This is a genomic window from Microbacterium sp. SS28 (assembly GCF_022761035.1).
Taxonomy (GTDB): domain Bacteria; phylum Actinomycetota; class Actinomycetes; order Actinomycetales; family Microbacteriaceae; genus Microbacterium.
The window spans coordinates 412,128-435,155 of sequence record NZ_JAKWJP010000005.1 but is presented as its reverse complement, the minus strand read 5'-3'; the positions used below and the strand labels follow the sequence as shown (position 1 = coordinate 435,155).

Annotated in this window: 17 protein-coding genes; 9 read left to right on the top strand and 8 right to left on the bottom strand. The window is 69.9% G+C overall.

Annotated elements, in window-relative coordinates; all coding sequences use genetic code 11:
* The first annotated feature begins 156 nt into the window (after nucleotides 1-156).
* The 6 genes from uxaC to MJ607_RS15965 all read left to right on the top strand — a co-directional run bounded on the left by uxaC (nucleotide 157) and on the right by MJ607_RS15965 (nucleotide 8,607).
* Nucleotides 157-1,560, top strand: coding sequence for a glucuronate isomerase (uxaC, locus tag MJ607_RS15990; RefSeq protein ID WP_243076596.1), 1,404 nt, complete (start codon nucleotides 157-159; stop codon nucleotides 1,558-1,560).
* Entirely contained in the window at nucleotides 1,557-2,990 is a 1,434-nt protein-coding gene (locus tag MJ607_RS20265; protein ID WP_243076595.1) for a mannitol dehydrogenase family protein, read from the top strand. Before uxaC ends, MJ607_RS20265 begins: the two co-directional genes overlap by 4 nt.
* A 48-nt stretch (nucleotides 2,991-3,038) precedes the next feature.
* Nucleotides 3,039-4,433, top strand: a complete 1,395-nt coding sequence (locus MJ607_RS15980; RefSeq protein WP_243076594.1) for an MFS transporter — start codon at nucleotides 3,039-3,041, stop codon at nucleotides 4,431-4,433.
* Between the two features lie 42 nt (nucleotides 4,434-4,475).
* Nucleotides 4,476-6,248, top strand: a complete 1,773-nt coding sequence (uidA, locus tag MJ607_RS15975) for a beta-glucuronidase (protein WP_243076593.1) — start codon at nucleotides 4,476-4,478, stop codon at nucleotides 6,246-6,248.
* A gap of 25 nt (nucleotides 6,249-6,273) precedes the next feature.
* Complete coding sequence (gene manD, locus MJ607_RS15970; protein ID WP_243076592.1) at nucleotides 6,274-7,512, top strand: D-mannonate dehydratase ManD; 1,239 nt, start codon at nucleotides 6,274-6,276, stop codon at nucleotides 7,510-7,512.
* A 78-nt stretch (nucleotides 7,513-7,590) separates the two neighbouring features.
* Nucleotides 7,591-8,607 (top strand): LacI family DNA-binding transcriptional regulator, encoded by a 1,017-nt coding sequence (locus tag MJ607_RS15965; RefSeq protein ID WP_243076591.1) that lies wholly within the window; start codon nucleotides 7,591-7,593, stop codon nucleotides 8,605-8,607.
* Nucleotides 8,608-8,645: 38 nt separating this feature from the next.
* Here MJ607_RS15965 and MJ607_RS15960 read toward each other — a convergent pair whose 3' ends face one another.
* Nucleotides 8,646-8,855, bottom strand: a complete 210-nt coding sequence (locus MJ607_RS15960) for a hypothetical protein (RefSeq protein WP_243076590.1) — start codon at nucleotides 8,853-8,855, stop codon at nucleotides 8,646-8,648.
* A gap of 29 nt (nucleotides 8,856-8,884) precedes the next feature.
* Here MJ607_RS15960 and fdhD point away from each other — a divergent pair, with 29 nt between their 5' ends.
* Nucleotides 8,885-9,760, top strand: a complete 876-nt coding sequence (gene fdhD, locus MJ607_RS15955; RefSeq protein ID WP_243076589.1) for a formate dehydrogenase accessory sulfurtransferase FdhD — start codon at nucleotides 8,885-8,887, stop codon at nucleotides 9,758-9,760.
* Nucleotides 9,761-9,888: 128 nt separating this feature from the next.
* On the opposite strand, the gene katG is transcribed toward fdhD, so the two are convergent.
* The 4 genes from katG to MJ607_RS15935 all read right to left on the bottom strand — a co-directional run bounded on the left by katG (nucleotide 9,889) and on the right by MJ607_RS15935 (nucleotide 16,141).
* On the bottom strand, nucleotides 9,889-12,156 hold the full coding sequence (gene katG / locus MJ607_RS15950; RefSeq protein ID WP_243076588.1) for a catalase/peroxidase HPI: 2,268 nt from the start codon (nucleotides 12,154-12,156) through the stop codon (nucleotides 9,889-9,891).
* 73 nt (nucleotides 12,157-12,229) lie between these two features.
* Nucleotides 12,230-12,673 (bottom strand): Fur family transcriptional regulator, encoded by a 444-nt coding sequence (locus MJ607_RS15945; RefSeq protein ID WP_243076587.1) that lies wholly within the window; start codon nucleotides 12,671-12,673, stop codon nucleotides 12,230-12,232.
* 181 nt (nucleotides 12,674-12,854) lie between these two features.
* A complete protein-coding gene (gene ppsA / locus MJ607_RS15940; protein ID WP_243076586.1) occupies nucleotides 12,855-15,251 on the bottom strand; it encodes a phosphoenolpyruvate synthase in 2,397 nt (798 codons plus the stop codon).
* A gap of 47 nt (nucleotides 15,252-15,298) precedes the next feature.
* On the bottom strand, nucleotides 15,299-16,141 hold the full coding sequence (locus MJ607_RS15935; protein ID WP_243076585.1) for a pyruvate, water dikinase regulatory protein: 843 nt from the start codon (nucleotides 16,139-16,141) through the stop codon (nucleotides 15,299-15,301).
* A 330-nt stretch (nucleotides 16,142-16,471) separates the two neighbouring features.
* Between MJ607_RS15935 and MJ607_RS15930 the strand changes: the two genes are divergently transcribed.
* Nucleotides 16,472-17,770 (top strand): hypothetical protein, encoded by a 1,299-nt coding sequence (locus MJ607_RS15930; RefSeq protein WP_243076584.1) that lies wholly within the window; start codon nucleotides 16,472-16,474, stop codon nucleotides 17,768-17,770.
* 18 nt (nucleotides 17,771-17,788) lie between these two features.
* On the opposite strand, the gene MJ607_RS20055 is transcribed toward MJ607_RS15930, so the two are convergent.
* From MJ607_RS20055 to MJ607_RS15920, 3 genes are all read right to left on the bottom strand, one after another.
* Nucleotides 17,789-17,917, bottom strand: a complete 129-nt coding sequence (locus MJ607_RS20055; protein ID WP_279234740.1) for a hypothetical protein — start codon at nucleotides 17,915-17,917, stop codon at nucleotides 17,789-17,791.
* Nucleotides 17,918-18,036: 119 nt separating this feature from the next.
* Nucleotides 18,037-20,967 (bottom strand): AAA family ATPase, encoded by a 2,931-nt coding sequence (locus MJ607_RS15925; RefSeq protein WP_243076583.1) that lies wholly within the window; start codon nucleotides 20,965-20,967, stop codon nucleotides 18,037-18,039.
* An 83-nt stretch (nucleotides 20,968-21,050) separates the two neighbouring features.
* Nucleotides 21,051-21,248 (bottom strand): hypothetical protein, encoded by a 198-nt coding sequence (locus MJ607_RS15920; RefSeq protein WP_243076582.1) that lies wholly within the window; start codon nucleotides 21,246-21,248, stop codon nucleotides 21,051-21,053.
* A gap of 229 nt (nucleotides 21,249-21,477) precedes the next feature.
* Between MJ607_RS15920 and MJ607_RS15915 the strand changes: the two genes are divergently transcribed.
* Nucleotides 21,478-22,965: a SulP family inorganic anion transporter gene (locus tag MJ607_RS15915; protein ID WP_243076711.1), complete on the top strand. Its 1,488-nt coding sequence runs from the start codon at nucleotides 21,478-21,480 to the stop codon at nucleotides 22,963-22,965.
* Nucleotides 22,966-23,028: the final 63 nt, after the last annotated feature.

The window sequence follows — 23,028 nt, the reverse complement described above, 5'->3', positions numbered from 1 at the left end:
GACGGATGTCGGTGCGCGACATCCATCCCCATCAGCAACCGCTTGCACGATACCGCCTCCTCCGATTCTCGGAGGGGGCGGTTTCGCTTTGCGCCGGACGAAAGAGATTGATGGCAATCGGTTGACAAATCGCGCGAGCATCCGCATACTGGTCTCATGTCACGGACGACCGAGATCACCACCGCAGCGCTCATGCCGGCCGACGAGCGCACGCGCGAGATCGCCGAAGACCTCTACCAGGAGGTCGCGGCGGCGCCGATCATCTCCCCCCACGGTCATGTCGACCCCGCGCTGCTGCTCGACGACGCGGCGTTCGCCGACCCGACGAGCCTCCTCATCCGCCACGACCACTACGTCACGCGCCTGCTCTTCGCCTCGGGGGTGTCGTTCGCCGAACTCGGACTGGATGCCGCGCAGCCGGCCGCGCCCCGCGCGGTGTGGCGCCGACTGGCCGAGAACTGGCACCGCTTCACCGGCACCGCGAGCGGGTACTGGCTTCAGCACGAGCTCGCGACCCTCTTCGGCGTCGACGAGGAGCTGACCGAGGACAACGCCGACGAGGTCTACGACCGCATCGCCGGTGTGCTCGATGAGCCGGACTTCCGCCCTCGCGCCCTCTTCGACCGCTTCGGCATCGAGGTGCTCGCGACGACCGACGACCCGCTCGACGACCTCGCGACCCACCGCGCGCTCGCCGCGACGGGCGCGATCGCGGGCCGCGTCATCCCGACCTTCCGTCCCGATGCGTACCTCGATCCCTCCGGTGCGGTCTTCGCCGACCGCGTGCAGGCTCTCCTCGAGGCGACCGGCCGCCCCGGCTCGTTCGACGGCTACCTGCGTGCGCTCGAAGACCGTCGCGCCCACTTCATCGCGAACGGCGCGGTCTCGACCGACCACGGCGTGCTCGAGCCGTTCACCGCCGACCTGTCGGCCGACGATGCCGAGCGGCTCTTCCGCGGTGCCCGCGAGGGAAGCCTCGACGCGGCCGAGCAGCGTCTGTTCCGCGGGCACATGCTCTTCCAGATGGCGCGGATGAGCGTCGACGACGGCCTCGTCATGACGATCCACCCGGGCGTGAGCCGCAACCACCACGCGCCGACGTTCGCGGCCTACGGAGCCGACACGGGCCACGACATCCCGGTGCGCACCGAGTACACGCAGAACCTGCGGCCGCTGCTCAACGCCTTCGGCACCGCGCCCGGCTTCCACGTCGTGCTGTTCGCGGTCGACGAGACCGTCTATTCGCGCGAAGTCGCGCCCCTCGCGGGCTTCTACCCGAGCGTCTTCATCGGCGCCCCGTGGTGGTTTCTCGATGCGCCCGACGCGATCCTGCGATTCCGCAGCGCCGTGACCGAGACCGCAGGCCTCTACCGCGGCAGCGGGTTCATCGACGACACGCGTGCCTTCCTCTCGATCCCGGCCCGCCACGACATGGCTCGCCGCCTCGACTCGGTCTTCCTCGCGCGGCTCGTGCGCGAGGGCCGCGCGAGCCTCCCGACCGCACGGCGCATCGCCCGCGACCTGGTCGACGCCGTTCCCCGCAAGGCGTTCAAGCTGTGAGCGCCGTGCCTCTCGACGGCCGCTCGCTCGCGGAGCGCGGCGGACCCGCGCGGCCCGACCGCGTGCGCATCGTGCACCTCGGTCTCGGCAACTTCCACCGCGCCCACCAGGCCTGGTACACGGCGCACGCGACGGATGCCGCCGACTGGGGCATCGCCGCCTTCACGGGTCGCTCGCCGCAGCAGGCCGAACTGCTGCAGCAGCAGGACGGGCTCTACTGCCTCGTCGTGCGCGGCGAGGGAGCCGATCGCGTCGAGGTCGTGCCGAGCATCCTCGAGGCGCACGACGCCTCGCGCCTCGACCGGCTCGTCGAGCTGCTCGCCGATCCCGCCGATCCCGCCGTCGCGATCGTCACGCTCACGGTGACCGAGGCGGGCTACCGCCTCGCGGGCGACGGTCTGCTCGACCGGGCGGACGCCGTCACCCGCGACGACATCGCCGAGCTCACGCGCGTCTTCGAGTCAGGACGACTGACGGATGCCGCTCCCCAGGCCGCCCTGTCGCGCCTGCTCGTCGGGCTCGAGGCCCGCCGCCGCGCGGGCGGCGCGCCGATCGCGATCGTGCCGTGCGACAACATCCCCGACAACGGCTCCTATGTCGGGCGCGGGCTGCAGGCCCTCGCCGCCGAGGTCTCGCCCGAGCTCGCCGCCTGGATCGCATCCGACGTCTCGTTCGTCGGCACGTCGGTCGACCGCATCACGCCCCGCATCGAGGGCGAGGTCGACGCCGTGGCGGAGGCGGGCTGGATCGACCGGTCGCCCGTCGTGACCGAGCCCTTCGCGGACTGGGTGCTCTCGGGCGCCTTCCCTGCGGGTCGGCCCGCATGGGAGACGTCCGGCGCGCGCTTCGTCGACGACCTCGAGCCGTGGGAGAACCGCAAGCTCTGGCTGCTCAACGGCGCGCACAGCATCCTCGCGTTCGCGGGCCTCGCGCGCGGACACGAGACAGTCTCGGTCGCGATCGCCGACCCTGCGTGCCGCGCGCTCGTCGAGGACTTCTGGGACGAGGCGGCGCAGCTGCTGCCCGCAGAGATCGAGACCGTCCAGTACCGCCGCGACCTGCTCGACCGCTTCGCCAACCCCCGCATCGTGCACCGTCTGTCGCAGATCGCGGGGGATGCCACGACGAAGGTCCGCTATCGCTTCGCCGCGGTCGCCGAGCGCACGCTCGCGCGCGGCGGCGAGCCGACCGGATCGGCCGGCGCGATCGCCGCGTGGCTGCGGGCGCTGCGCCTCGGCGTCGTCCCCGGCGACGCCTTCGCCGCCGACATCCGGCAGGTCCTCGACGGCCCCGCGGTCGTCACGGCTCTCATCGACCTGACTTCCCCCCGGCTCGCGGCGCACGACGGGTTCGCCGAACTCGTCGCCGCCGCGGACGACCCCACCACCGACCCCCACCCCGCACACAGCGCCGTCCCGGCGTCCGCATGACCAAAGGAGATCACATGCGTGCAACACTCGACCGCTCGGCGGTCCGCAATGACTGAGGTCAGCAAGCCGCTCGACGCCACGCAGGCGCAGCGCACCTACGGCACCGACACCGGCTCGACGCGCGTCGACAAGGTCAAGGGCCGCGGCGGCGGTCTCGTCGCCCTCGCCTTCGCGAGCATCGTCGACGGCTTCGAAGGTGGCCTCGTCAACACGCTGTTCCCCGTCATCCGCGACTCCCTCGGGCTGCAGACGAGCGCCCTCGGAATCATGACGGCGATGAGCCGCTTCGCGCGGATGCTGTTCGGCCCGATCTGGGCCGCCCTCGCCGACCGCTACGGGCGCAAGCGGATCCTCTTCATCGCCACCGGGCTGTGGGGTCTGTGGACCGTCGCCGCCGGCTTCGCGCAGAACCCGACGCAGCTGTTCATCCTGTACGGCATCGGCGTCATCGGCACCGTCGCGAGTGAGCCGATCACGAACGGCCTGATCGTCGACATGTACCGCTCCAAGGAGCGCGGCCGGGCCTTCGGCACGCTGCGGACGATCGCCTTGACCGCATCCGTCTTCGCGACGCCACTCATCGGCCAGTTCGCCAACGTCGAGGACGGCTGGCGCTACGGCATGTTCGCCATGGGCGGCATCAGCGTCGTGTCGGGCATCCTGATCCTCCTGCTCGTGCACGAGCCGAAGAAGCACACCCCCGTCGGCGCGATCGACCCCGACGCCATGAAGTTCAACTTCCGCGACGCCGTCGGCCTGCTGCGCAACCGCACGATCCTCTTCATGGCCGTCCAGGTCATGCTCACGACGAGCCTCGTCCTGTTCGCCTTCTTCGTCGTGTACTGGGTCGACGAACGAGGCTGGACGACGGCTGATGCCGCCTTGCTCATGTCGGCCTACATGCTCGGTGCGGTCATCAGCAGCTTCGCCGGCGGCCTGCTCGGCGACTGGTTCGAGCGGCGCTTCGGCTACAAGGGCCGCGTCATGATGATGCAGGGCTACCTCGTGGCCTACGCGGTGTCGACCGCGCTGCTGTTCCAGATCGACTGGGGCACCGGCGTCGCGGTCTACGTCGCGGTCTTCGTGACAGGTCTGCTGAGCTCGCTCGGACACCCCGGAGCCGTGCTGCCCATCGTGGGATCGGTCGTGCACAAGAGCGTCGTGGCCACCGCCTACGCCCTGATCTTCTCCTTCATCCAGGGCCTGTTCGCGGCGATCTTCAGCCTCGCCTTCGGCTTCCTCGCCGATGCGCTCGGTCTCCAGGCGCTCATGTTCTGGCTCATCTCGGTCCCGTATGCGATCAACGCCGTCCTGTGGACGCTCATGTACCGCATCTACCCGAGGGACGCCGCGGCGCAGCGCGCGCTCGACGACCAGGAAGAGGCGGCGCTCGCCGCGGCTCCGGCATCCGTCGACTCCGGCGAAGCCGACCCGCGCGCCTGACCGGCCGCCCCCGACACCCCGACAGGATTCCAGGAGAACCCGATGCTCAAGCCCCGTTCCACCCCCACTCGCGAGCTCGTCCGCCTCGACGGACTGTGGCGCTTCGCGCTCGACACGAAGGTGGCCGACACCCCGTGGACCGCGGCGCTCGACACCCCACTCGAGGCGCCCGTCCCGGCCAGCTACAACGACCTGTTCGTCGACGCCGAGATCCGCGACCACGTCGGCTGGGTCTGGTATCAGCGCCAGGTGCGCGTGCCGCGGGGGTGGGCGGGCGAGCGCGTCTTCGTGCGGCTGGATGCCGCGACCCACGAGGGCCGCGTCTACGTCGACGGGGAGCTCGTGGCCGAGCACGTCGGGGGCTACACGCCGTTCGAGGCCGACATCACCGACCTCGTGCAGCCGGGGCAGGAGTTCCGCCTCACGGTCGGCGTGAACAACGTGCTGACCAACACGACGATCCCGCCGGGGTTCGTGACGGTCGACGACCTCGGCCGCAAGAAGCAGAAGTACCTGCACGACTTCTACAACTACGCGGGTCTCGCACGCTCGGTGTGGCTCTACAGCGCGCCGGCCGTCCGCGTCGACGACATCACGGTCGTCACGGACGTCGACGGTGCGGACGGGGTCGTGTCGTACGACATCGCCACGACGTCCGAGGCCGACGTCCGGGTGCGGATCCGGGATGCCGCGGGCAACCCCGTCGGCGAGGCCGAGGGCGCGCGGGGCGAGGTGCGCATCCCCGATGCGACGCTGTGGCAGCCGGGCGCCGGCTACCTCTACGAGCTCACAGCCGAGGTCGTCTCGGGCGGTGAGGTCGTGGACGCGTACCCGCTCGCGGTCGGCGTGCGCACCGTCGAGGTCAAGGGCAACAAGTTCCTCATCAACGGCGAGCCGTTCTACTTCACCGGGTTCGGCAAACACGAGGACACCGCCGTGCGCGGAAAGGGGCACGACGACGCCTACCTCGTGCACGACTTCGAGCTCATGAAGTGGATGGGCGCGAACTCGTTCCGCACCTCCCACTACCCGTACGCGGAAGAGGTGCTCGAGTACGCCGACCGGCAGGGCATCGTCGTCATCGACGAGACCGCGGCCGTCGGCCTGAACTACTCGATCGTCGGCGGGTTCTTCGGCGGCCCCGTGCTGCCGACGTTCGGCCCCGACTCGGTCAACGACCAGACCAAGGAAGCCCACGCGCAGGCGATCCGCGAGCTCATCGCCCGCGACAAGAACCACCCGAGCGTCGTCCTGTGGTCGATCGCCAACGAGCCCGAGTCGGGTGTCGACGAGGCGCGCGACTACTTCGAGCCGCTCGCGACCCTCACACGCGAACTCGATCTGAGCCGGCCCATCACGTTCGTGAACATGATGCTGGCGCCCGTCGGCGTGGACAAGATCTCGGACCTCTTCGACGTCCTGTGCCTCAACCGCTACTACGGCTGGTACGTCGACACGGGTGACCTCGAGTCCGCCGAGATCCACCTCGAGGCGGAGCTGCGGGGCTGGGAGGCCATGTACGACAAGCCCATGCTCATGACCGAGTACGGCGCAGATACGGTCGCGGGCCAGCACTCGGCCCTCGCCCAGCCGTGGACCGAGGAGTACCAGGTCGCCTACCTCGACATGAACCACCGCGTCTTCGACCGCATCGAGTCGTTCGTCGGCGAGCAGGTGTGGAACTTCGCCGACTTCCAGACCGCCGTCGGGATCATCCGCGTCGACGGCAACAAGAAGGGCGTGTTCACACGCGACCGCAAGCCCAAGGCAGCCGCTCATGCGCTGCGGAGCCGTTGGACGCGGCTCGAGAAGTAGCATCCGCCTCACTGGAGAGAACATCATGATCATCGAAAAAGCCGAAGTCATCGTCACGAGTCCCGACCGCAACTTCGTGACCCTGAAGCTGACGACCGACGACGGCCTGACGGGCCTCGGCGATGCGACCCTCAACGGCCGCGAGCTCGCTGTGGTCACCTACCTGCGCGAGCACGTCGTGCCGCTGCTCATCGGGGCGGATGCCTCGAAGATCGAGGACACCTGGCAGTTCCTGTACCGCTCCGCGTACTGGCGCCGCGGCCCTGTCACGATGGCGGCGATCGCGTCGGTCGACATGGCGCTGTGGGACATCAAGGGCAAGGCGGCCGGGATGCCGGTCTACCAGCTGCTCGGCGGTGCGAGCCGCAACGGGCTGATGGCGTACGGTCACGCGTCGGGCAAGGAGCTGCCCGAGCTGTTCGACTCGATCCGCGCGCACCAGGAGCAGGGCTACAAGGCCATCCGGGTGCAGACGGGGGTGCCGACGCTCAGGGCGATCTACGGCATCGCGTCCCAGGCGGCCGACACGGGCGGGGGAGAGGCGCGCTACGACCACGAGCCGGCGCGGCGAGGCGCCAAGCCGGTGGAGGAGGACTGGGACACCCGCGCCTACCTCAACCACCTGCCGGGCGTGTTCGAAGCGGTCCGCAACGAGTTCGGTCCCGACATCCCGCTCCTGCACGACGGCCATCACCGGATGACCCCGATCCAGGCGGCGCGGCTCGGCAAGGACCTCGAGCCGTACGACCTGTTCTGGCTCGAGGACTGCACGCCCGCCGAGAACCAGGAGGCGCTGCGCCTCGTGCGCCAGCACACCACGACGCCCCTCGCGATCGGTGAGATCTTCAACACGATCTGGGACTTCAAGGACATCATCCGCGACCAGCTCATCGACTACGTCCGGGGAGCAGTGACGCACATGGGCGGCATCAGCCCCCTGAAGAAGACGCTCGACTACGCCGCGATGTACCAGATCAAGTCCGGCATGCACGGGCCGACCGACATCTCACCCGTCGGCATGGCTGCCGCCATGCACCTCGGCCTGTCGATCCACAACTTCGGCATCCAGGAGTACATGAAGCACGGCGCCAAGACCGACCAGGTCTTCGAGCAGTCCTTCACGTGGCAGGGCGGCTACCTGCACCCGGGCGACAAGCCGGGACTGGGCGTCGAGCTGAACGTCGACGAGGCCGGCAAGTACCCCTACGAGCAGGCCTACCTGCCGTACAACCGGCTCCTCGACGGCACCGTCCACGACTGGTGAGCGAAGGCGGGCGGCCCGTGGGGGCCGCCCGCGTTCTCGGCGATAGTGTCGAGGGGGCAACAGGCTGGTGGGAGTCGAATGACGCATGACGCGGGGCCGGAGCGGTCGCGGCGCAAGAGCGGCGCCGCGACGATCTACGACGTCGCGGAGCTGGCCGGGGTCAGCCCGTCGACGGTGTCGCGGGCGCTCAGCAAGCCCGGACGCATCAGCGCCGCCACGGAGGCGAGGATCCGGGCGGCGGCCGAGCAGCTGAGCTTCCGGATCAACCCGATGGCTCGCGCTCTGCACACGGGCCGCACGAGCACGCTCGCCCTCGTGGTCGCCGACATCACCAACCCGGTCGTCTTCGACATCGTCCGCGGCGCGGAGCAGGTGGCGACCGCGGAGGGCTACACGCTCGTCATCGCTGAGTCGCAGGAGTCGGGCGCGACCGAGGCGGCCGCCGTCCAGCGCCTGCTGCCCAGCGTCGACGGCATCATCCTCGCCACGAGCCGCCTCGAAGACGACGCGATCCGCGCCCTCGCCCAGCAGAAGCCGCTCGTCCTCATCAACCGCGCCGTCGACGGCGTCGCCGCGATCCTGCCGGACGTCGAGACAGGTGTCGCAGGACTGCTCGAGCTGCTCCACGATCTCGGGCACCGCTCGATCGCGTACCTCTCGGGCCCCACGACGTCGTGGGTCAGCGCCCGGCGCTGGGAGCATCTGCTCGAGCAGACGGAACGGCGCGGGATGGGGCTGGTCGAGATCGGGCCCAATGCCCCCACGATCGCGGGCGGCACGGAGGCGTGGCGCCGCGTGCGCGCCGCGAAGGTCACCGCCGTCGTGGCGTTCAACGACCTCATCGCGATCGGCCTCATGCAGGCGATGGCCCAGGCCGGCGTGACCGTGCCCGACGACATGAGCGTCGCGGGATTCGACGACATCTTCGGCAGCGAGCTCATCGTCCCCGCGCTCACGACGGTCCGCAGCCAGCTCGAGCTCGCGGGGCGCCGCGCGTCGTCGCACCTGCTCTCGCGACTGAGCGGCGAGGACCCCACCGAGGCGGAACTGCTGTCGACCGAGCTCGTCACGCGCGGCTCCACCGGCCCGGCGTAAAGCCTTCCGGCCCTCGCGGGGCCGCGGCGCCCGGAACGTCAGATGACGGAGCGGATCAGCTGTTCGAAGCCCGTGACGTGCTCGCCGATGTGCCCACGTCTGGAAGGCGATCCAGCACGAAGCACCGGATGCGGGCGGCGAGTCTCCTCGCGCGCGTGCTGAGCCGCGAACCACGGGGCCGGCGACAGGTGCGCCGGGCGCGGATACGCTCGAATGATGGCGATGTCGGCAGCGCGATCGGCGGCCACGCGCGTGAGCAACGCGATCGGAGGCTGAAATGGGACGCCTGACCACGCGCACCCCCGTGACGCGCATCGCCTTCGACGAGCGCGGCGCGGCGGTCCGCCGACGGCCCGACACGCTCGCCGTCGAAGAGCCGCTCGAGATCCGCGTGAGCGGTGAGCCGCTCAGCGTCACGATGCGCACCCCGGGCCACGACGTCGAGCTGGCCGTGGGATTCCTCGCGGGCGAAGGGGTCATCGCGTCGGGCGAGGACTTCCGCTCCGCCATCCACTGCGGCGGCCCGGGCACGGGGGCCGTGGTGCCCGGCGGTGCGGGGGACGCGGCATCCGTTCAGAACAGCTACAACGTGCTCGACGTGACCCTCGCGCCCGGCGTCGCGCCCGTCGCCTTCGACATCGCGCGCAACTTCTACACGACGAGCTCGTGCGGAGTGTGCGGGACGGCGTCGATCGAGCAGGTCGCGAAGGCGTCCCGCTTCGACGTCGGGACGGATGCCGTGACCTTCGATGCGGCATGGCTCGCGGGCCTCCCCGACGCGCTGCGCGCCGGCCAGGACGTCTTCGACAAGACCGGCGGACTGCACGCCGCGGCGCTGTTCGACGCCGCGACGGGCGAGCTGCTCGTGCTGCGCGAGGACGTCGGCCGCCACAACGCTGTCGACAAGGTGGTCGGCTGGGCCGTGCTGCACAGCCGGCTGCCCGCAGGAGGCACGGTGCTGCAGGTCTCGGGCCGGGCGAGCTTCGAGCTGGTGCAGAAGGCCGTCATGGCCGGCATCCCGGCTCTGTGCGCCGTCTCGGCGCCGTCGTCGCTCGCGGTCGAGCTGGCTGTCTCGTCGGGGCTGACCCTCGTGGGCTTCTCGCGCGGGCGCTCGCTGAACGTCTACTCGCGGCCCGACCGCATCATCGTCTGACGCGGCCCAGCGGGGCGGGCGTTGCCGCCACATGCGCCGCCGGCCCGGCGATGCCGCCACGACCTCCGCTCAACGCGGAACGCCCGGCCGGGTGACCCCGGCCGGGCGTTCGCGTGATCCGACGCGCGTCAGACGAGGTCGAACCGGTCGAGCTCGGTGACCTTGCCCCACGCGCGAGCGAAGTCGCGCACGAACTTCTCCTGCGCGTCGTCCGAGGCGTAAACCTCAGCGATGGCGCGCAGCTCGGAGTTGGAGCCGAAGACGAGGTCGGCGCGCGTGCCGATGCCGACCTTCTCGCCCGAGCCGTCCTTCGTGCCGAGGAACGCGTGCGACCCGGGGTCGAGCGGCGTCCACGTCGTGCCGAGGTCGAGCAGGTTCACGAAGAAGTCGTTCGTGAGCACGCCCGGGCGCTCCGTGAACACGCCGTACTGCGAGCCGTCCCAGTTCGCGCCGAGGACGCGCAGTCCGCCGACGAGCACCGTGAGCTCCGGCGCGCTGAGCGTCAGAAGGTTGGCGCGGTCGAGCAGGTGGTACTCGGCCGGGCGCTCCGCGAGGGGGCCGTAGTGATTGCGGAAGCCGTCGGCGGCGGGCTCGAGGTAGTGGAACGACTCGACATCCGTCTGCTCCTGCGTCGCGTCGGTGCGTCCCGGGCGGAAGGTCACGTCGACGATCACGCCGGCATCCTTCGCGGCCTTCTCGACCGCCGCGTTGCCCGCGAGCACGATGAGGTCGGCGAGCGAGACCTGCTTGCCGTCGGTGCGGTCGGCGTTGAACGCCGCCTGCACGCCCTCGAGCACCTCGAGCACCTTCGCGAGCTGCGCGGGGTTGTTGACCGCGAAGTCCTTCTGCGGGGCCAGGCGGATGCGGGCGCCGTTGACGCCGCCGCGCTTGTCGCTGCCGCGGAACGAGGAGGCCGCGGCCCACGTCGTCGAGACGAGCTCGGCGATCGTCAGACCGGACGCGAGGATGCGCTCCTTGAGCTCGGCGGCGTCGGCCGCGTCGATGAGCTCGTGGTCGACGGCGGGGAGCGGGTCCTGCCAGATGAGCTCCTCGGTGGGCACCTCGGGTCCGAGGTAGCGCGCGAGCGGGCCCATGTCGCGGTGGGTCAGCTTGAACCAGGCCCGGGCGAACGCGTCGGCGAAGGCGTCCGGGTCTTCGGAGAACTTCTTCGAGATCGGGCCGTATGCGGGGTCGAAGCGCAGAGCGAGGTCGGTTGTGAGCATGCGCGGCTCGCGGCGGCCCTCGGAGTGCGCGAGCGGCACCATGTCGGCGCCGGCGCCGTTCTTCGGACGCCACTGGTTCGCGCCCGCGGGGCTCTGGAAGAGCTCCCACTCGTACGCGAAGAGGATGTGGAAGAACTCGTTGTCCCAGCGCGTCGGGTGGTAGGTCCACGTGACCTCGAGGCCCGACGTGATGGTGTCGTCGCCCTTGCCGGTGGCGTGCGAGTTCGCCCAGCCGAGGCCCTGCTGCTCGATGCCGGCCGCCTCGGGGTTGTCGCCGACGTGCGAATCGGATGCCGCGCCGTGCGTCTTGCCGAACGTGTGGCCGCCCGCGATCAGCGCGACGGTCTCCTCATCGTTCATCGCCATGCGCGAGAACGTCTCGCGGATGTCGTGGGCCGCGAGGAGCGGGTCGGGCTGGCCGTTGGGGCCCTCGGGGTTGACGTAGATGAGGCCCATCTGCACCGCGGCGAGGGGCTTCTCGAGGTCGCGGTCGCCCGAGTAGCGCTCGTCGGCGAGCCACGTCGTCTCGGGGCCCCAGTACACGTCGTCGTCCGGCTCCCACACGTCGGGGCGTCCGCCCGCGAAGCCGAAGGTCTTGAAGCCCATCGACTCGAGCGCGACGTTGCCGGCGAGGATCATGAGGTCGGCCCACGAGATCGACTGGCCGTACTTCTTCTTGACGGGCCACAGCAGGCGGCGCGCCTTGTCGAGGTTGCCGTTGTCGGGCCAGCTGTTGAGCGGGGCGAAGCGCTGCTGTCCCGCGCCGCCGCCGCCGCGGCCGTCGGTCACGCGGTAGGTGCCGGCGGAGTGCCACGCCATGCGGATCGCGAGGGGGCCGTAGTGGCCGAAGTCCGCGGGCCACCAGTCCTGCGACGTCGTAAGGACCTCTTCGATGTCCTGCTTGAGCGCGGCCAGATCGAGCGCCTCGAACGCCGCCCTGTAATCGAATTCCTCGCCGAGCGGGTTGGCGACGGCCGGGTTCTTGGCCAGGATCTTCAGGTTGAGCTGATTGGGCCACCACACGCGGTTCGCCGAGCCCGTCGTGGGGTGCGGCTGCGCCCCGTGGATGACGGGGCATGCGCCCTGATCCTGGGGCTCGTCCGTCACGGTGACGGACTGGTCGATGGGCGTCGGACCGCCGATCCCGGTTTCGAGGTCGTCGTCATAGGTCATGGAGCTTCCTTCCGATTGGCGAGCAGGGCAGAGGACGTGCAGGAACAGTGGACGTGCAGGAACGGGGGAGGAATCAGGCGCGAGCGGATGCCGCGCACGCGGGGCACACGCCCCAGAACGTGATCTCGGCCACCTGGAGCGCGAATCCGTGCGTGTCGGACGGCGTGAGGCACGGAGACGCGCCCACGACGCAGTCGACGTCCTCCACGGCGCCGCACACCGAGCACACGAGGTGGTGGTGGTTGTCGTCGACGCGCAGCTCGAAGCGTCCCGGCTGGCCGGCAGGCTCGATGCGGCGCACGAGGCCCGCGACGGCGAAGTCGTTGAGCGCGTTGTAGACCGACTGAAGGCTCGTGTTCGGAACCGACCGCGACACGGCCGCGAAGACCTCGTCGGCGCTCGCGTGCGGATACTCGTCGAGGGCCTCGACGACGGCCCGTCGCGAGTCGGTGATGCGAAGGCCCGCGGCGCGGATCCGCTCGCCCGCATCTCGGGCGGAGGGGGCGACGGAGCTCATGCCGGAAGTCTAGCGATGTTTTGAACCACTCAAAACAGACTCATCGGATGCAGGTGCTCGGCGCTGCCGGACGCGGCCTCGGCGCCGCCGGATGCTCGTCTGGACGCGCCGCGAAGACGGCGCCGGGACCGGCCGGTCAGGCCGATCCCGGCGCGTCGAGGGACGCCGAGCCGAGCTCGCTTCAGTCGGCGGCGGCAACCTCGACGGGCGTGCCGCCCGCGAGCCGGAGCCAGGTGTCGACGACGGTGTCGGGGTTGAGCGAGACCGACTCGATGCCCTGGGCGACGAGCCACTCCGCGAGGTCGGGGTGGTCGCTGGGCCCCTGGCCGCAGATGCCGATGTACTTGCCTTGTCGCTTGCACGCCTCGATCGCCATCGAGAGCAGCTTGAGGACGGCCGGATCGCGCTCGTCGAACGTGCTCGCGACGAGGGCGCTGTCGCGGTCCAGGCCGAGCGTGAGCTGCGTCATGTCGTTCGAGCCGATCGAGAAGCCGTCGAAGAACTCGAGGTAGTCGTCGGCGAGCAGGGCGTTGGTGGGCACTTCGCACATCATGACGACCTTGAGGTCGTTGACGCCGCGGCGCAGGCCGTTCTCGGCGAGCAGTTCGACGACGGCGTGGCCTTCGCCGACCGTGCGGACGAACGGCACCATGACCTGCACGTTCGTGAAGCCCATCTCGTCGCGGACGAACGTGAGGGCCTCGCACTCCATGTCGAAGCACGCGCGGAAGTCGGGTGAGATGTACCGCGAGGCGCCGCGGTACCCGAGCATCGGGTTCTCCTCCTCGGGTTCGTAGAGCTCGCCGCCGATGAGGTTTGCGTACTCGTTCGACTTGAAGTCGCTCATCCGCACGATCACGGGCTCGGGGGCGAACGCTGCGGCGATCGTCGCGACGCCCTCCACGACGCGCTGGACGAAGAACTCGCGGGGCGACGGGTACGCCGCGATCCGTTCGTCGATCTCGGCGCGCAGTTCGGCCGGCAGGGTGTCGTGCTCGAGGAGTGCGCGGGGGTGGATGCCGATCTGCCGGTTGATGATGAACTCGAGTCGCGCGAGGCCCACGCCGCGGTGGGGGAGCCGCGCGAACGAGAACGCCTGGTCGGGGGTGCCGACGTTCATCATGATCTTGACGGGCGACTCGGGCATCTTGTCGAGGTGGGTCTCGTCCTCCGTGAAGTCGAGGATCCCCTCGTACACGAAGCCCGTGTCGCCCTCGGCGCAGGAGACCGTGACCGCCTGGCCCTCGCGGAGCGTGCGGGTCGCGTCGCCCGTGCCGACGACGGCGGGGATGCCGAGCTCGCGCGCGATGATCGCGGCGTGACACGTGCGGCCCCCGCGGTTCGTGACGATCGCGGCGGCGCGCTTCATGATCGGCTCCCAGTCGGGGTCGGTCATGTCGGCGACGAGCACGTCTCCGGTCTGGAACTGCGCCATCTGCGCGATGTCGGAGAGCACCCGCACGGGGCCGGCGCCGATGCGCTGCCCGATCGCGCCGCCCGCGACCGCGACCGTGCCCTTCTCGTGCAGCCGGAACCGACGGATGACATTCGCGGAGGCGCGCGAGACGACCGTCTCGGGGCGCGCCTGCAGGATGTACAGCTGCCCGTCGACGCCGTCCTTGCCCCACTCGATGTCCATGGGGCGGCCGTAGTGGTCCTCGATCACGAGGGCGTGCCGGGCGAGCTCCTCTAGCTCGGCGTCCGTGATCGAGAACTGCGCGCGGTCGGCGTGGGGCACGTCGACGAACGCCGTGCTCGCGCCCGCCTCGCGGCTGTCGGTGTAGCGCATCGCGATGGCCTTCTCGCCGACCGAGCGCTTGAGGATCGCCGGGCGCCCCGCGCGCAGGGCGGGCTTCGAGACGTAGAACTCGTCGGGGTTGACGGCGCCCTGCACGACGGCCTCGCCGAGCCCGTACGAGCTCGTGACGAAGACGGCGCCGCCGAAGCCGGACTCCGTGTCGACGGTGAACATGACCCCGGATGCGCCGACGTCGGACCGCACCATGCGCTGCACGCCGGCGGACAGCGCGACGTCGTGGTGGTCGAAGCCGTGGTGCGCGCGGTACGCGATCGCGCGGTCGTTGTAGAGCGACGCGTAGACGCTGCGGATCGCGGCGAGGATGTTCTCGATCCCGCCGACGTTGAGGAAGGTCTCCTGCTGGCCCGCGAACGAGGCATCCGGAAGGTCTTCGGCCGTCGCCGAGGAGCGCACCGCCCACGTGACGGTCTCGGGCTCGGCATCCGTCGCCACGAGCTTTTCGAATGCCGAGCGGATGTCGCGCTCGAGGTCGTCAGGCAGCGGGTGCTCCTCGATCCAGAAGCGGATCTCGGTGCCCACGTGAGTGAGCCGCGTGACGTCGTCGACGTCGAGATCCGCGATCGCGTCACGGATCCGGCCGCCCAGGTCGCCGTGCGCGAGGAACCGGGTGTACGCGTCGGCGGTCGTCGCGAACCCCCCGGGCACGCGCACGCCGAGATCGGCGAGGTTCGAGACCATCTCGCCGAGCGACGCGTTCTTGCCGCCCACCTGGGGCAGGTCGGCCATGCCGATCTCGTCGAACCAGAGGATGTTGCTCATGAGGGACTCTCTTTCGTGGGCGCGGGGTCCGCGAGGTGGTGGGTCGATCAGGGACGGAGCTTGAGGGTCTGCAGGATGACCGCCGACATCTCTTCGACGCTCTTCGTCGACGAGTTCAGGAACGGCACGCGGTTGCGGCGGTAGAGATCCTCGGCGCGGCGCAGCTCGAGGGTGCACTGCGCGAGACTCGAGTACCGCGAGTCGGGGCGCCGCTCGTGCCGCACCTGACTCAGGCGCAGCGGCGTCGTCGTGATGCCGAAGCAGCGCGACGCATACTTTCCGACGAGCAGCGGGAGTCCCTCGGTCGGGAAGTCGTCGTCGGTCAGGGGGTAGTTCGCGACGAGGAGGCCGTACTGCAGAGCGAGGTACATCGTCGTCGGCGTCTTGCCGCAGCGGCTCGGCGCGATGATGATGACGTCCGCGATGTCGAGGGCGCGGTCGCTCTGCCCGTCGTCATGCTCGATCGCGTACTCGACGGCGCGCATCCGCGCGAAGTACTGCGTCGCATCGCCGAGCCGATGGAACTGGCCCAGCTGCTCGGACGCGCTCGTCCCGAGTGCCAGCTCGAGCTCGGTCAGGTGTCCGCCGAGCAGGTCGATGATCGTCGCCGGGGCGGATGCCAGCACCGCGCTCACTGCGGCATCCTTCGTCGTCGTGAACACGACGGGTGCGAAGCCGGCGGCTGCATCGTGCGTGATGTCGCGGACGACGTTCGCCGCGCCCTGGGGCGTGTCGACGAACGGGATCGTGTGCTTCTGGAACGCGAATCCGGGGAAGTTCGCGAGCAGCGCGTTTCCGAGGGTCTCTGCGGTGATGCCCGTGCTGTCCGAGACGAAATACGCTGCGCGCACGGCGCGCTGCGTGGCCTCCGAGGCGATCGCCGAATGCATAGTCCGAAGGTAATCGCGAGAACAACCCTTGTTGCCTACGAGTCTCAGGTAAAGAATCCCGATGTTTGACGCCCAAGAAAGAGTGGGCTCGGGAAGTCGAATTCCCGGCGGATTGAACATCCGGTGGACTCGACCGACCACGCGTAACGCGCAATTGGTAGCATCCGACCTATCGGGGCTGGACTGCGCGGGGCGGTCCGTCGGAGGGGTGCGTCAGTGGACGATGTCGAGCTTTCTTCGCAGCCGGATGACGGGAGCCCGGCGGTCTCGCGCCGGGCACTGATGCGCGCAGGAGCGTGGGCGGTGCCCGCGCTGGCTGTCGGAGCGGCGATGGCGCCCGCAAAGGCGAGTGCGGTCCCCGCGAGCGACTCGGTCGCTTCCGTCAAGGACGCCGAGGCAGGCCCGGATGCCGCGCTCAGCGCCGTCCGCTCGTTCTCCCTCGTATCGGGCGAGACCTACAAGGGCGTGGTGCCGATCCGGATCGAGTTCGACGAGCGACTGGCCGCTCCTTCGATCGTGACCGTGAGGCTCGGGCGAACCACTCGGATCGCGCGCCGGGGCGACGGCGACCGCGTGTGGGTGACGGACGACTGGGACACGACGGTCAAGCTCGCCGATCCGACGCAGGTCTCGCCGTCGAATCACCTGGTGTGGGCGCAGGTGTCCGCCGTCATCCGTGGGCTCGAGTACGTCACGGCCCCTGTCCACGTGTTCACCGGCAACTACGACTACGGCGATCTGCCCGACGGCGGCTGGGATCCCGCCATGGAGTGGGCGGCGGACTACTCGTCGATGCAGGCCTTCGACGACTCGCACGAGGCCTCGATCGTGGGGCAGCGGTACTCGCGGATCGCCGCCGACCCGATCAATCCGCGCCGGCGGAACATCCTCCAGGCCTTCCCGCCCGATACGGCGGACTACGGCGCCACCGGCCAACCGCGGTTCCAGGCGCAGTCGCCCAGCGACTGGTACGAAGGGAGCGAAGGGTACGTCGGCTTCTCGATCCTCGTGCCCAACACCGACTCCGCCCGGTACCTCTCGGGCGGCTTCCCGCACGTGGAGCTCTCGCGCCCCGGCGAGACGAACATGCACATCGCGATCTTCCAGATGTACGGCCCGCAGGCGACCGAGCCGAGCGACTACCCGGACGGCCGTGGTGCGATCACGATCATCGACGCGAACCGCAATTCCGAGGAGGAGCCGATCGACCGGTTCCACATCGCGGCGAACCAGCTCAACGGCGGCGACCCCGGCTTCCTCGTCGACTTCGACTACAACCGAGGCAAGTGGACCGACATCGTCCTCGGCTTCCACATGTCGGCCGACGTCAAGCGCGGCTGGATCGAGGTGTACCTCAACCTCGGCGATCACGACAGGGTCCAGCCCGTCCCGCTGTTCGGCGGGATGCTGCGGCTGCCGCGGGTTACCGCCTGGCCGCAGACATCCACGCCGGCGGTTCCCCCGGCGTACTCGGACGGCACGCTCATCACGGGCGGCTCGCGCCGCAACCGGATGGACATGCAGGTGTACCGTTCGCGCTCCGCATACGACCAGGTCGTGCTGAACCACACGGCGCACCGTATCGGTCCGACTGTCGAGTCTGTCGACCCGCGCTCCTACCGACGCTGAGCTCAGCGGGGCCGACCCCTAGGGGTGCGGCAGGAGGTCGCTGCGGGTCGGCACCGGGTGGTAGCCGTCGCGTGCGACCTGTACGAGCGTCGCGATGACGGTGACGAGCTCGAGAACGCCGATGGCGATGAGCAGGATGATTGCCATGATGGGCCTCCGATGTCGGTTCTTCACTGACCCCGACGTTCGTCTCTGAGATGCCCGGCGCGCATGCGGCATCCGCCTTATCTTCCAGGCGGGCGCCGTCGACGCGCGTGAGGTCCCGGTCAGCGCGACGAGTGCGCGGACAGGTAGGCCGCTTCCGTGCGGGTCGTCGCACCCGTCTTGCGGAGGATGTTCGACACGTGCACGCTCGCCGTCTTGGTGCTGATGAACAGCTGCTCGGCGATCTGGCCGTTGCTCAGCCCGCGCGCGACGAGATCGAGCACCTGACGCTCCCGCTCTGTGAGAAGGGCGTCGAGGGATGCGGCATCGCTCGATGCATCGCGGTGATCGCCGCCGACCGCACCGACGCGACGCTCGAGTTCGGTGACGCTGTCGACGATGAGCCCCATGCCGATCGCCTCGCCCCACGCGCGGGCCGTCTGCGCCGCGGTCCGCGCGCCCGCGCGGTCGCCCGCGTTGGCGAGCGCCTCCGCATGCCGGAAGGCGGCGTACGGCGCGAGCTGCGCCGGCGCGATGTCGTCGCGCGTCGCCTCGACGGCGCGCTGCCAGAGCGCCGGATCGGTGCCCGTGGAGCGCGGGCCGCCCAGCTCGGCGTCCACGATCGCGGAATAGGCGGATGCCGTCGGCCAGCCGCTCGCGGCGGCGAGCGCGGACCGCACCTCGCCTTCGAGGTCGTCGGTCGAGCGAGGGGTGTCATCCCGGTCAGAGAGCGTCATCCCCGTGACCCGCGCGGCGGCCACCACCCGCGCCGCGAAGGCGATCAGCGGCAGGTCGTAGGCGGGGAAGGAGCGATGCTCCGGGTCGATCAGCACACCGACCTCGCGCCACGCTTCGCGGGTCTCGCCGCGGGCGAGCGCGAGCTGGCCGCTCACGAGCGCGAGCCCGAGCGCGGCCTGCACATCCAGGGTGGCCTGCTGCCGGAGCGACCCGCGCCAGCCGCGCAGCAGCCGCTCCGCGAGCGCGTGATCGCCCGACCACAGCGTCGCCTGCACTTTGAGGCGCCGCAGCGGCGCGCTGAAGCCGATCGGCGCGTCGAGTTCGAGCGCGCGATCGAGCATCTCCCCTGCGCGATCCGTCTGGCCCAGGGCGTAGAGCGGGCTGATGACGTTCGACTGCAGGATCGCCCCCGATGTGCGCTCGACACCCCGCTGCCGCGCCCGCTCGGCGCCCTCCTCGGCGGTGCGCACGGCCTCGTCGTAGCGGCCGAGCAGATTCAGGGCGTCCGACTGGTTCACCCAGTACCTCAGACGGGCCGAATCGTTGCCGACGGCGAGCTCTCCGGCGAACGCCAGATCGGCGAGTCCCGCGTCGATGTCGCCGCCGGCCAGTCGAGAGAACCCCCGGATGTTGGAGGCGACCGACATGCGCGGCCGGTTGTCGACCGCGGTGGCCTCGGCGAACGCTCCGTCCGCCATCTCGATGGCTTCGTCGAATCGCGCGAAGATCATGAGGCGCGCGGCCAGCTCGCCGAGCACGTTCGCACGCAGCACGCTGCGCGGCTGCCCGTCGAGCACGGCGAGCGCCTGCCGAAGCAGGTCGATCGACCCGGGGAGGCCGATGTTCGCCAGGTACGACGCCTTGTTGCGCAGCAGGAGAGCGTAGGCGGCCGCGTCGCCAGGGTCGCACAGCCTGATCGCCTCGTCGATGAGCGCGATCGCCCGCTCGCTCTCGCCCGCGTTCCGCAGCACGTACGAGGTCTCGCCCAACAGCTCCACCTTCGTGCGCACCGAGAGCTCGCTCGCGTCGGGCACCTGGTCCCACAGCTCGATCGCCCGCTCGCCCATCGACGCGGCGGTCGCGAACGCGAACGAGGACCGCGCCTGCTGGTAGGCGGCGATCGACGCGATGAAGGCCTCGCGCGTATTGTGCGCCGCCATCCAGTGGTACGAGACGGCGGTCGCCTCCGCGCCGGCGGCCGCGGACTGCTCCATGAGCGAGCGGGCATAACGCGTGTGGAATCGCACGCGCTCGCCGGGGAGCAGCTGCTCGTGGATCGCCTCGCGCACGAGGGCGTGCCGGAAGGCATAGGCGGTGCCGTCCACGACCAGCACGCTCGCCGCGATCGCCTCGCTGGCCGCCGCGTCGATGTCTTCGAGAGACTCGTCGCACACGGCGACGAGCAGCTCGTGCTCGACGCGCACGCCACCGGCGGCGATGAGCCTGAGCATCCGCTGCGTGGGCTCGCTGAGCTGCTCGTAGCGGGCGAGCAGGATGTCGCGCAGCGTGTCGGGGAACCCCTCGAGGCCCCGCGTCCCGCTGCAGCACACGAGCTCTTCGACGAAGAAGGGAACGCCCTCGGTGCGCTCGTAGACCTGTGCGAGCTCGTCCTCGTCGGGCGGATGATCGAGGATCGCGGTCGCCATCTCGCGCACCTGACGCCGGTCGAGGCGGACGAGCTCGAGACGCACGACGCGCCGATTGCGGTCGAGCTCGGGCAGCAGCGCGCGCAGAGGGCTCCCGCGCCGCAGCTCGTCGCTGCGGAACGTGAGCACGATGAGCAGCCGGGCGTCTTCGATGACCCTCATCAGGAAGCGCAGCAGTCCCAGGCTCTGCGGATCGACCCAGTGCAGGTCCTCGATCACGAGCACGACCGGCTGCGCACGCGACACGTTCTCCAGGACCTCGGCGACGGCGTCGTAGAGGCGGTCGGCGCTCCCGCGGACGGGTGCGTCGCCGACCGAGGTGGTCATGCTCAGCTCGGGGAGAAGCAGCGCGAGCGCGTCGGCCGCGGGCCCCGAAGCGTTGAAGAGCGCTTCCTCGCCCACCTCCTGCGCGAGCGATCGGAGCGCCGAGATGATCGGGGCGTAGGGCGGCGCGTCGCGATCGAAGTCGACCGACTGTCCGCGCAGGACGATCGCGTCATCCGGTAGGCCGCGCACGAACTCGCCCACGAGACGGGTCTTGCCGATGCCCGCCTCGCCGCCGATCAGCACGGTGCGCGTCGACCCCGCGATGCTCTCGGCATAGGCGTCGCACAGCGCGTCGAGGTCGGCCTCACGGCCGACCAGCGACGGGCTGACCGAAGCTCGCATGAATCCATCGTCCCACCGTCCTCCGACAATGGGCACGGCCGAGCGAAGCCCGGCGGCGGGGGCCGCGCCCGCGAGCGAGCCCGTCACAGGTGCGAGATCGCCCTCGGCGCCGGCTGTGCGGAGTGGCGGAATCTCTGGACGAGCTTGTGCAGACCGCTCTCGCGGCTGCGGGTGGTGCCGGCCGCGCGCTCGTGCGCGAGCCGGCGGTTCTCGAGCTCTCGGAGCTGCCTCTGGTCGGCGGCTTCGCGAAGGTGGGTGAAACTGGTCTCGCTGACGTACATGGTGACTCCTCAGGTGGTTCGTCCTGAGTGAGATTCCTCCTTAAGGCACCCCGCCTCCATCGGGAGGATGCCGTATTTGCAGGCGAGATCTAGGTCCGGCCCTGAGGCGGCTCCTCACGCGCACAGGCGGCTGATACTGTCGGCTCTCTCCCGCCCTCGACGAGTCCACGAGATCTGGACAGCGCAGTGACGCGCTCCGAATCACCACAATTCACAAGGAGCCGACATCATCGCTTCCGACACCGCGTCCCGATACCGCATCGAGCCGACCGTCGTCCAGGCGCTGCGCAGCCCGCGCCTCCTCACGAGAGAGGTGCTCGCGGGCCTCGTCACGGCGCTCGCCCTCATCCCCGAGGCGATCGCCTTCACTGTCGTGACCGGCGTCGACCCGCGGGTGGGCCTGTTCTCCTCGTTCGTCCTCGCCGTCGTCATCGCGTTCACGGGCGGGCGTCCCGCGATGATCACGGCCGCCGCCGGATCGGTCGCGCTCGTGGTCGCGCCGATCTCGCGCGAATACGGTGCCGACTACCTCATCGTGACGATCGCGCTCGCGGGCATCATCCAGGTGCTGCTGGCGGTGTTCGGCGTCGCGCGGCTCATGCGCTTCATCCCACGCAGCGTCATGGTGGGCTTCGTCAACGCGCTCGCGATCCTCATCTTCATCTCGCAGATCCCGCAGCTGATCGACGTGCCGTGGGCCGTATACGTCCTGACGGCGGCGGGTCTCGGCATCCTGATCCTCTGGCCTCGCATCACGCGCGCGGTCCCCGCGCCGCTCGTCGCGATCGTGGTGCTGACTGCCGTCGTCGTGATCTTCGGCATCGCCGTGCCGAACGTGGCCGACCAGGGTGAGCTGCCGGAGAGCTTCCCTGCGCTGCTCATCCCGAACGTGCCCATCACGTGGGAGACGCTGCAGATCGTCGCGCCGGCGGCGTTCGCGGCGGCGCTCGTCGGCCTGCTCGAGTCGCTCATGACCGCCAAGCTCGTCGACGACATCACCGACACGCACTCGCGCAAGACCCGCGAATCGTGGGGCCTCGGCGTCGCCAACATCGCCTCCGCCTTCTTCGGCGGCACGGGCGGCTGCGCGATGATCGGCCAGACGATGATCAACGTCAAGTCCGCGGGCGGGCGCACGCGTATCTCGACGTTCCTGTCCGGCGTGTGGGTGCTCGTGCTCGTGGTGATCCTCGGCGACATCGTGGGCCAGATCCCGATGGCGGCGCTCGTGGCCGTCATGATCCTCGTGTCGGTCATGACCTTCGACTGGCACAGTGTCACGCCTTCGACGCTGCGACGGATGCCGCTGAGCGAGACCGTCGTCATGCTCGTCACCGTCGGCATCACGGTGTGGACCCACAACCTCGCGACGGGTGTCATCGCCGGCGTGATCACGGCGATGGTGCTGTTCGCCCGCCGGGTCGCGCACTTCACGACAGTGACCCGCACAGCCGACGACGAGGTCGCCCGCTATCGCGTCGACGGCGAGCTCTTCTTCGCGTCGAGCAACGACCTCACAACCCAGTTCGACTACGCCTCCGATCCGAAGCGCGTCGTGATCGACTTCAGCCGTTCGCACGTGTGGGATGCCTCGACCGTCGCGACTCTCGACGCGATCGTGACGAAGTACGCGCGCCACGGCGTCACCGTCGAGTTCGAGGGGATGAACGCCGCGACGACGGCGTTCCACCGCCGCATCAGCGACGCCACCGGCTGAGGAGGCGGTGAGGGTCCTGGACGTCGGCGGTTCGTCCAGGCATGCCGTCCGATCGTCATTGAG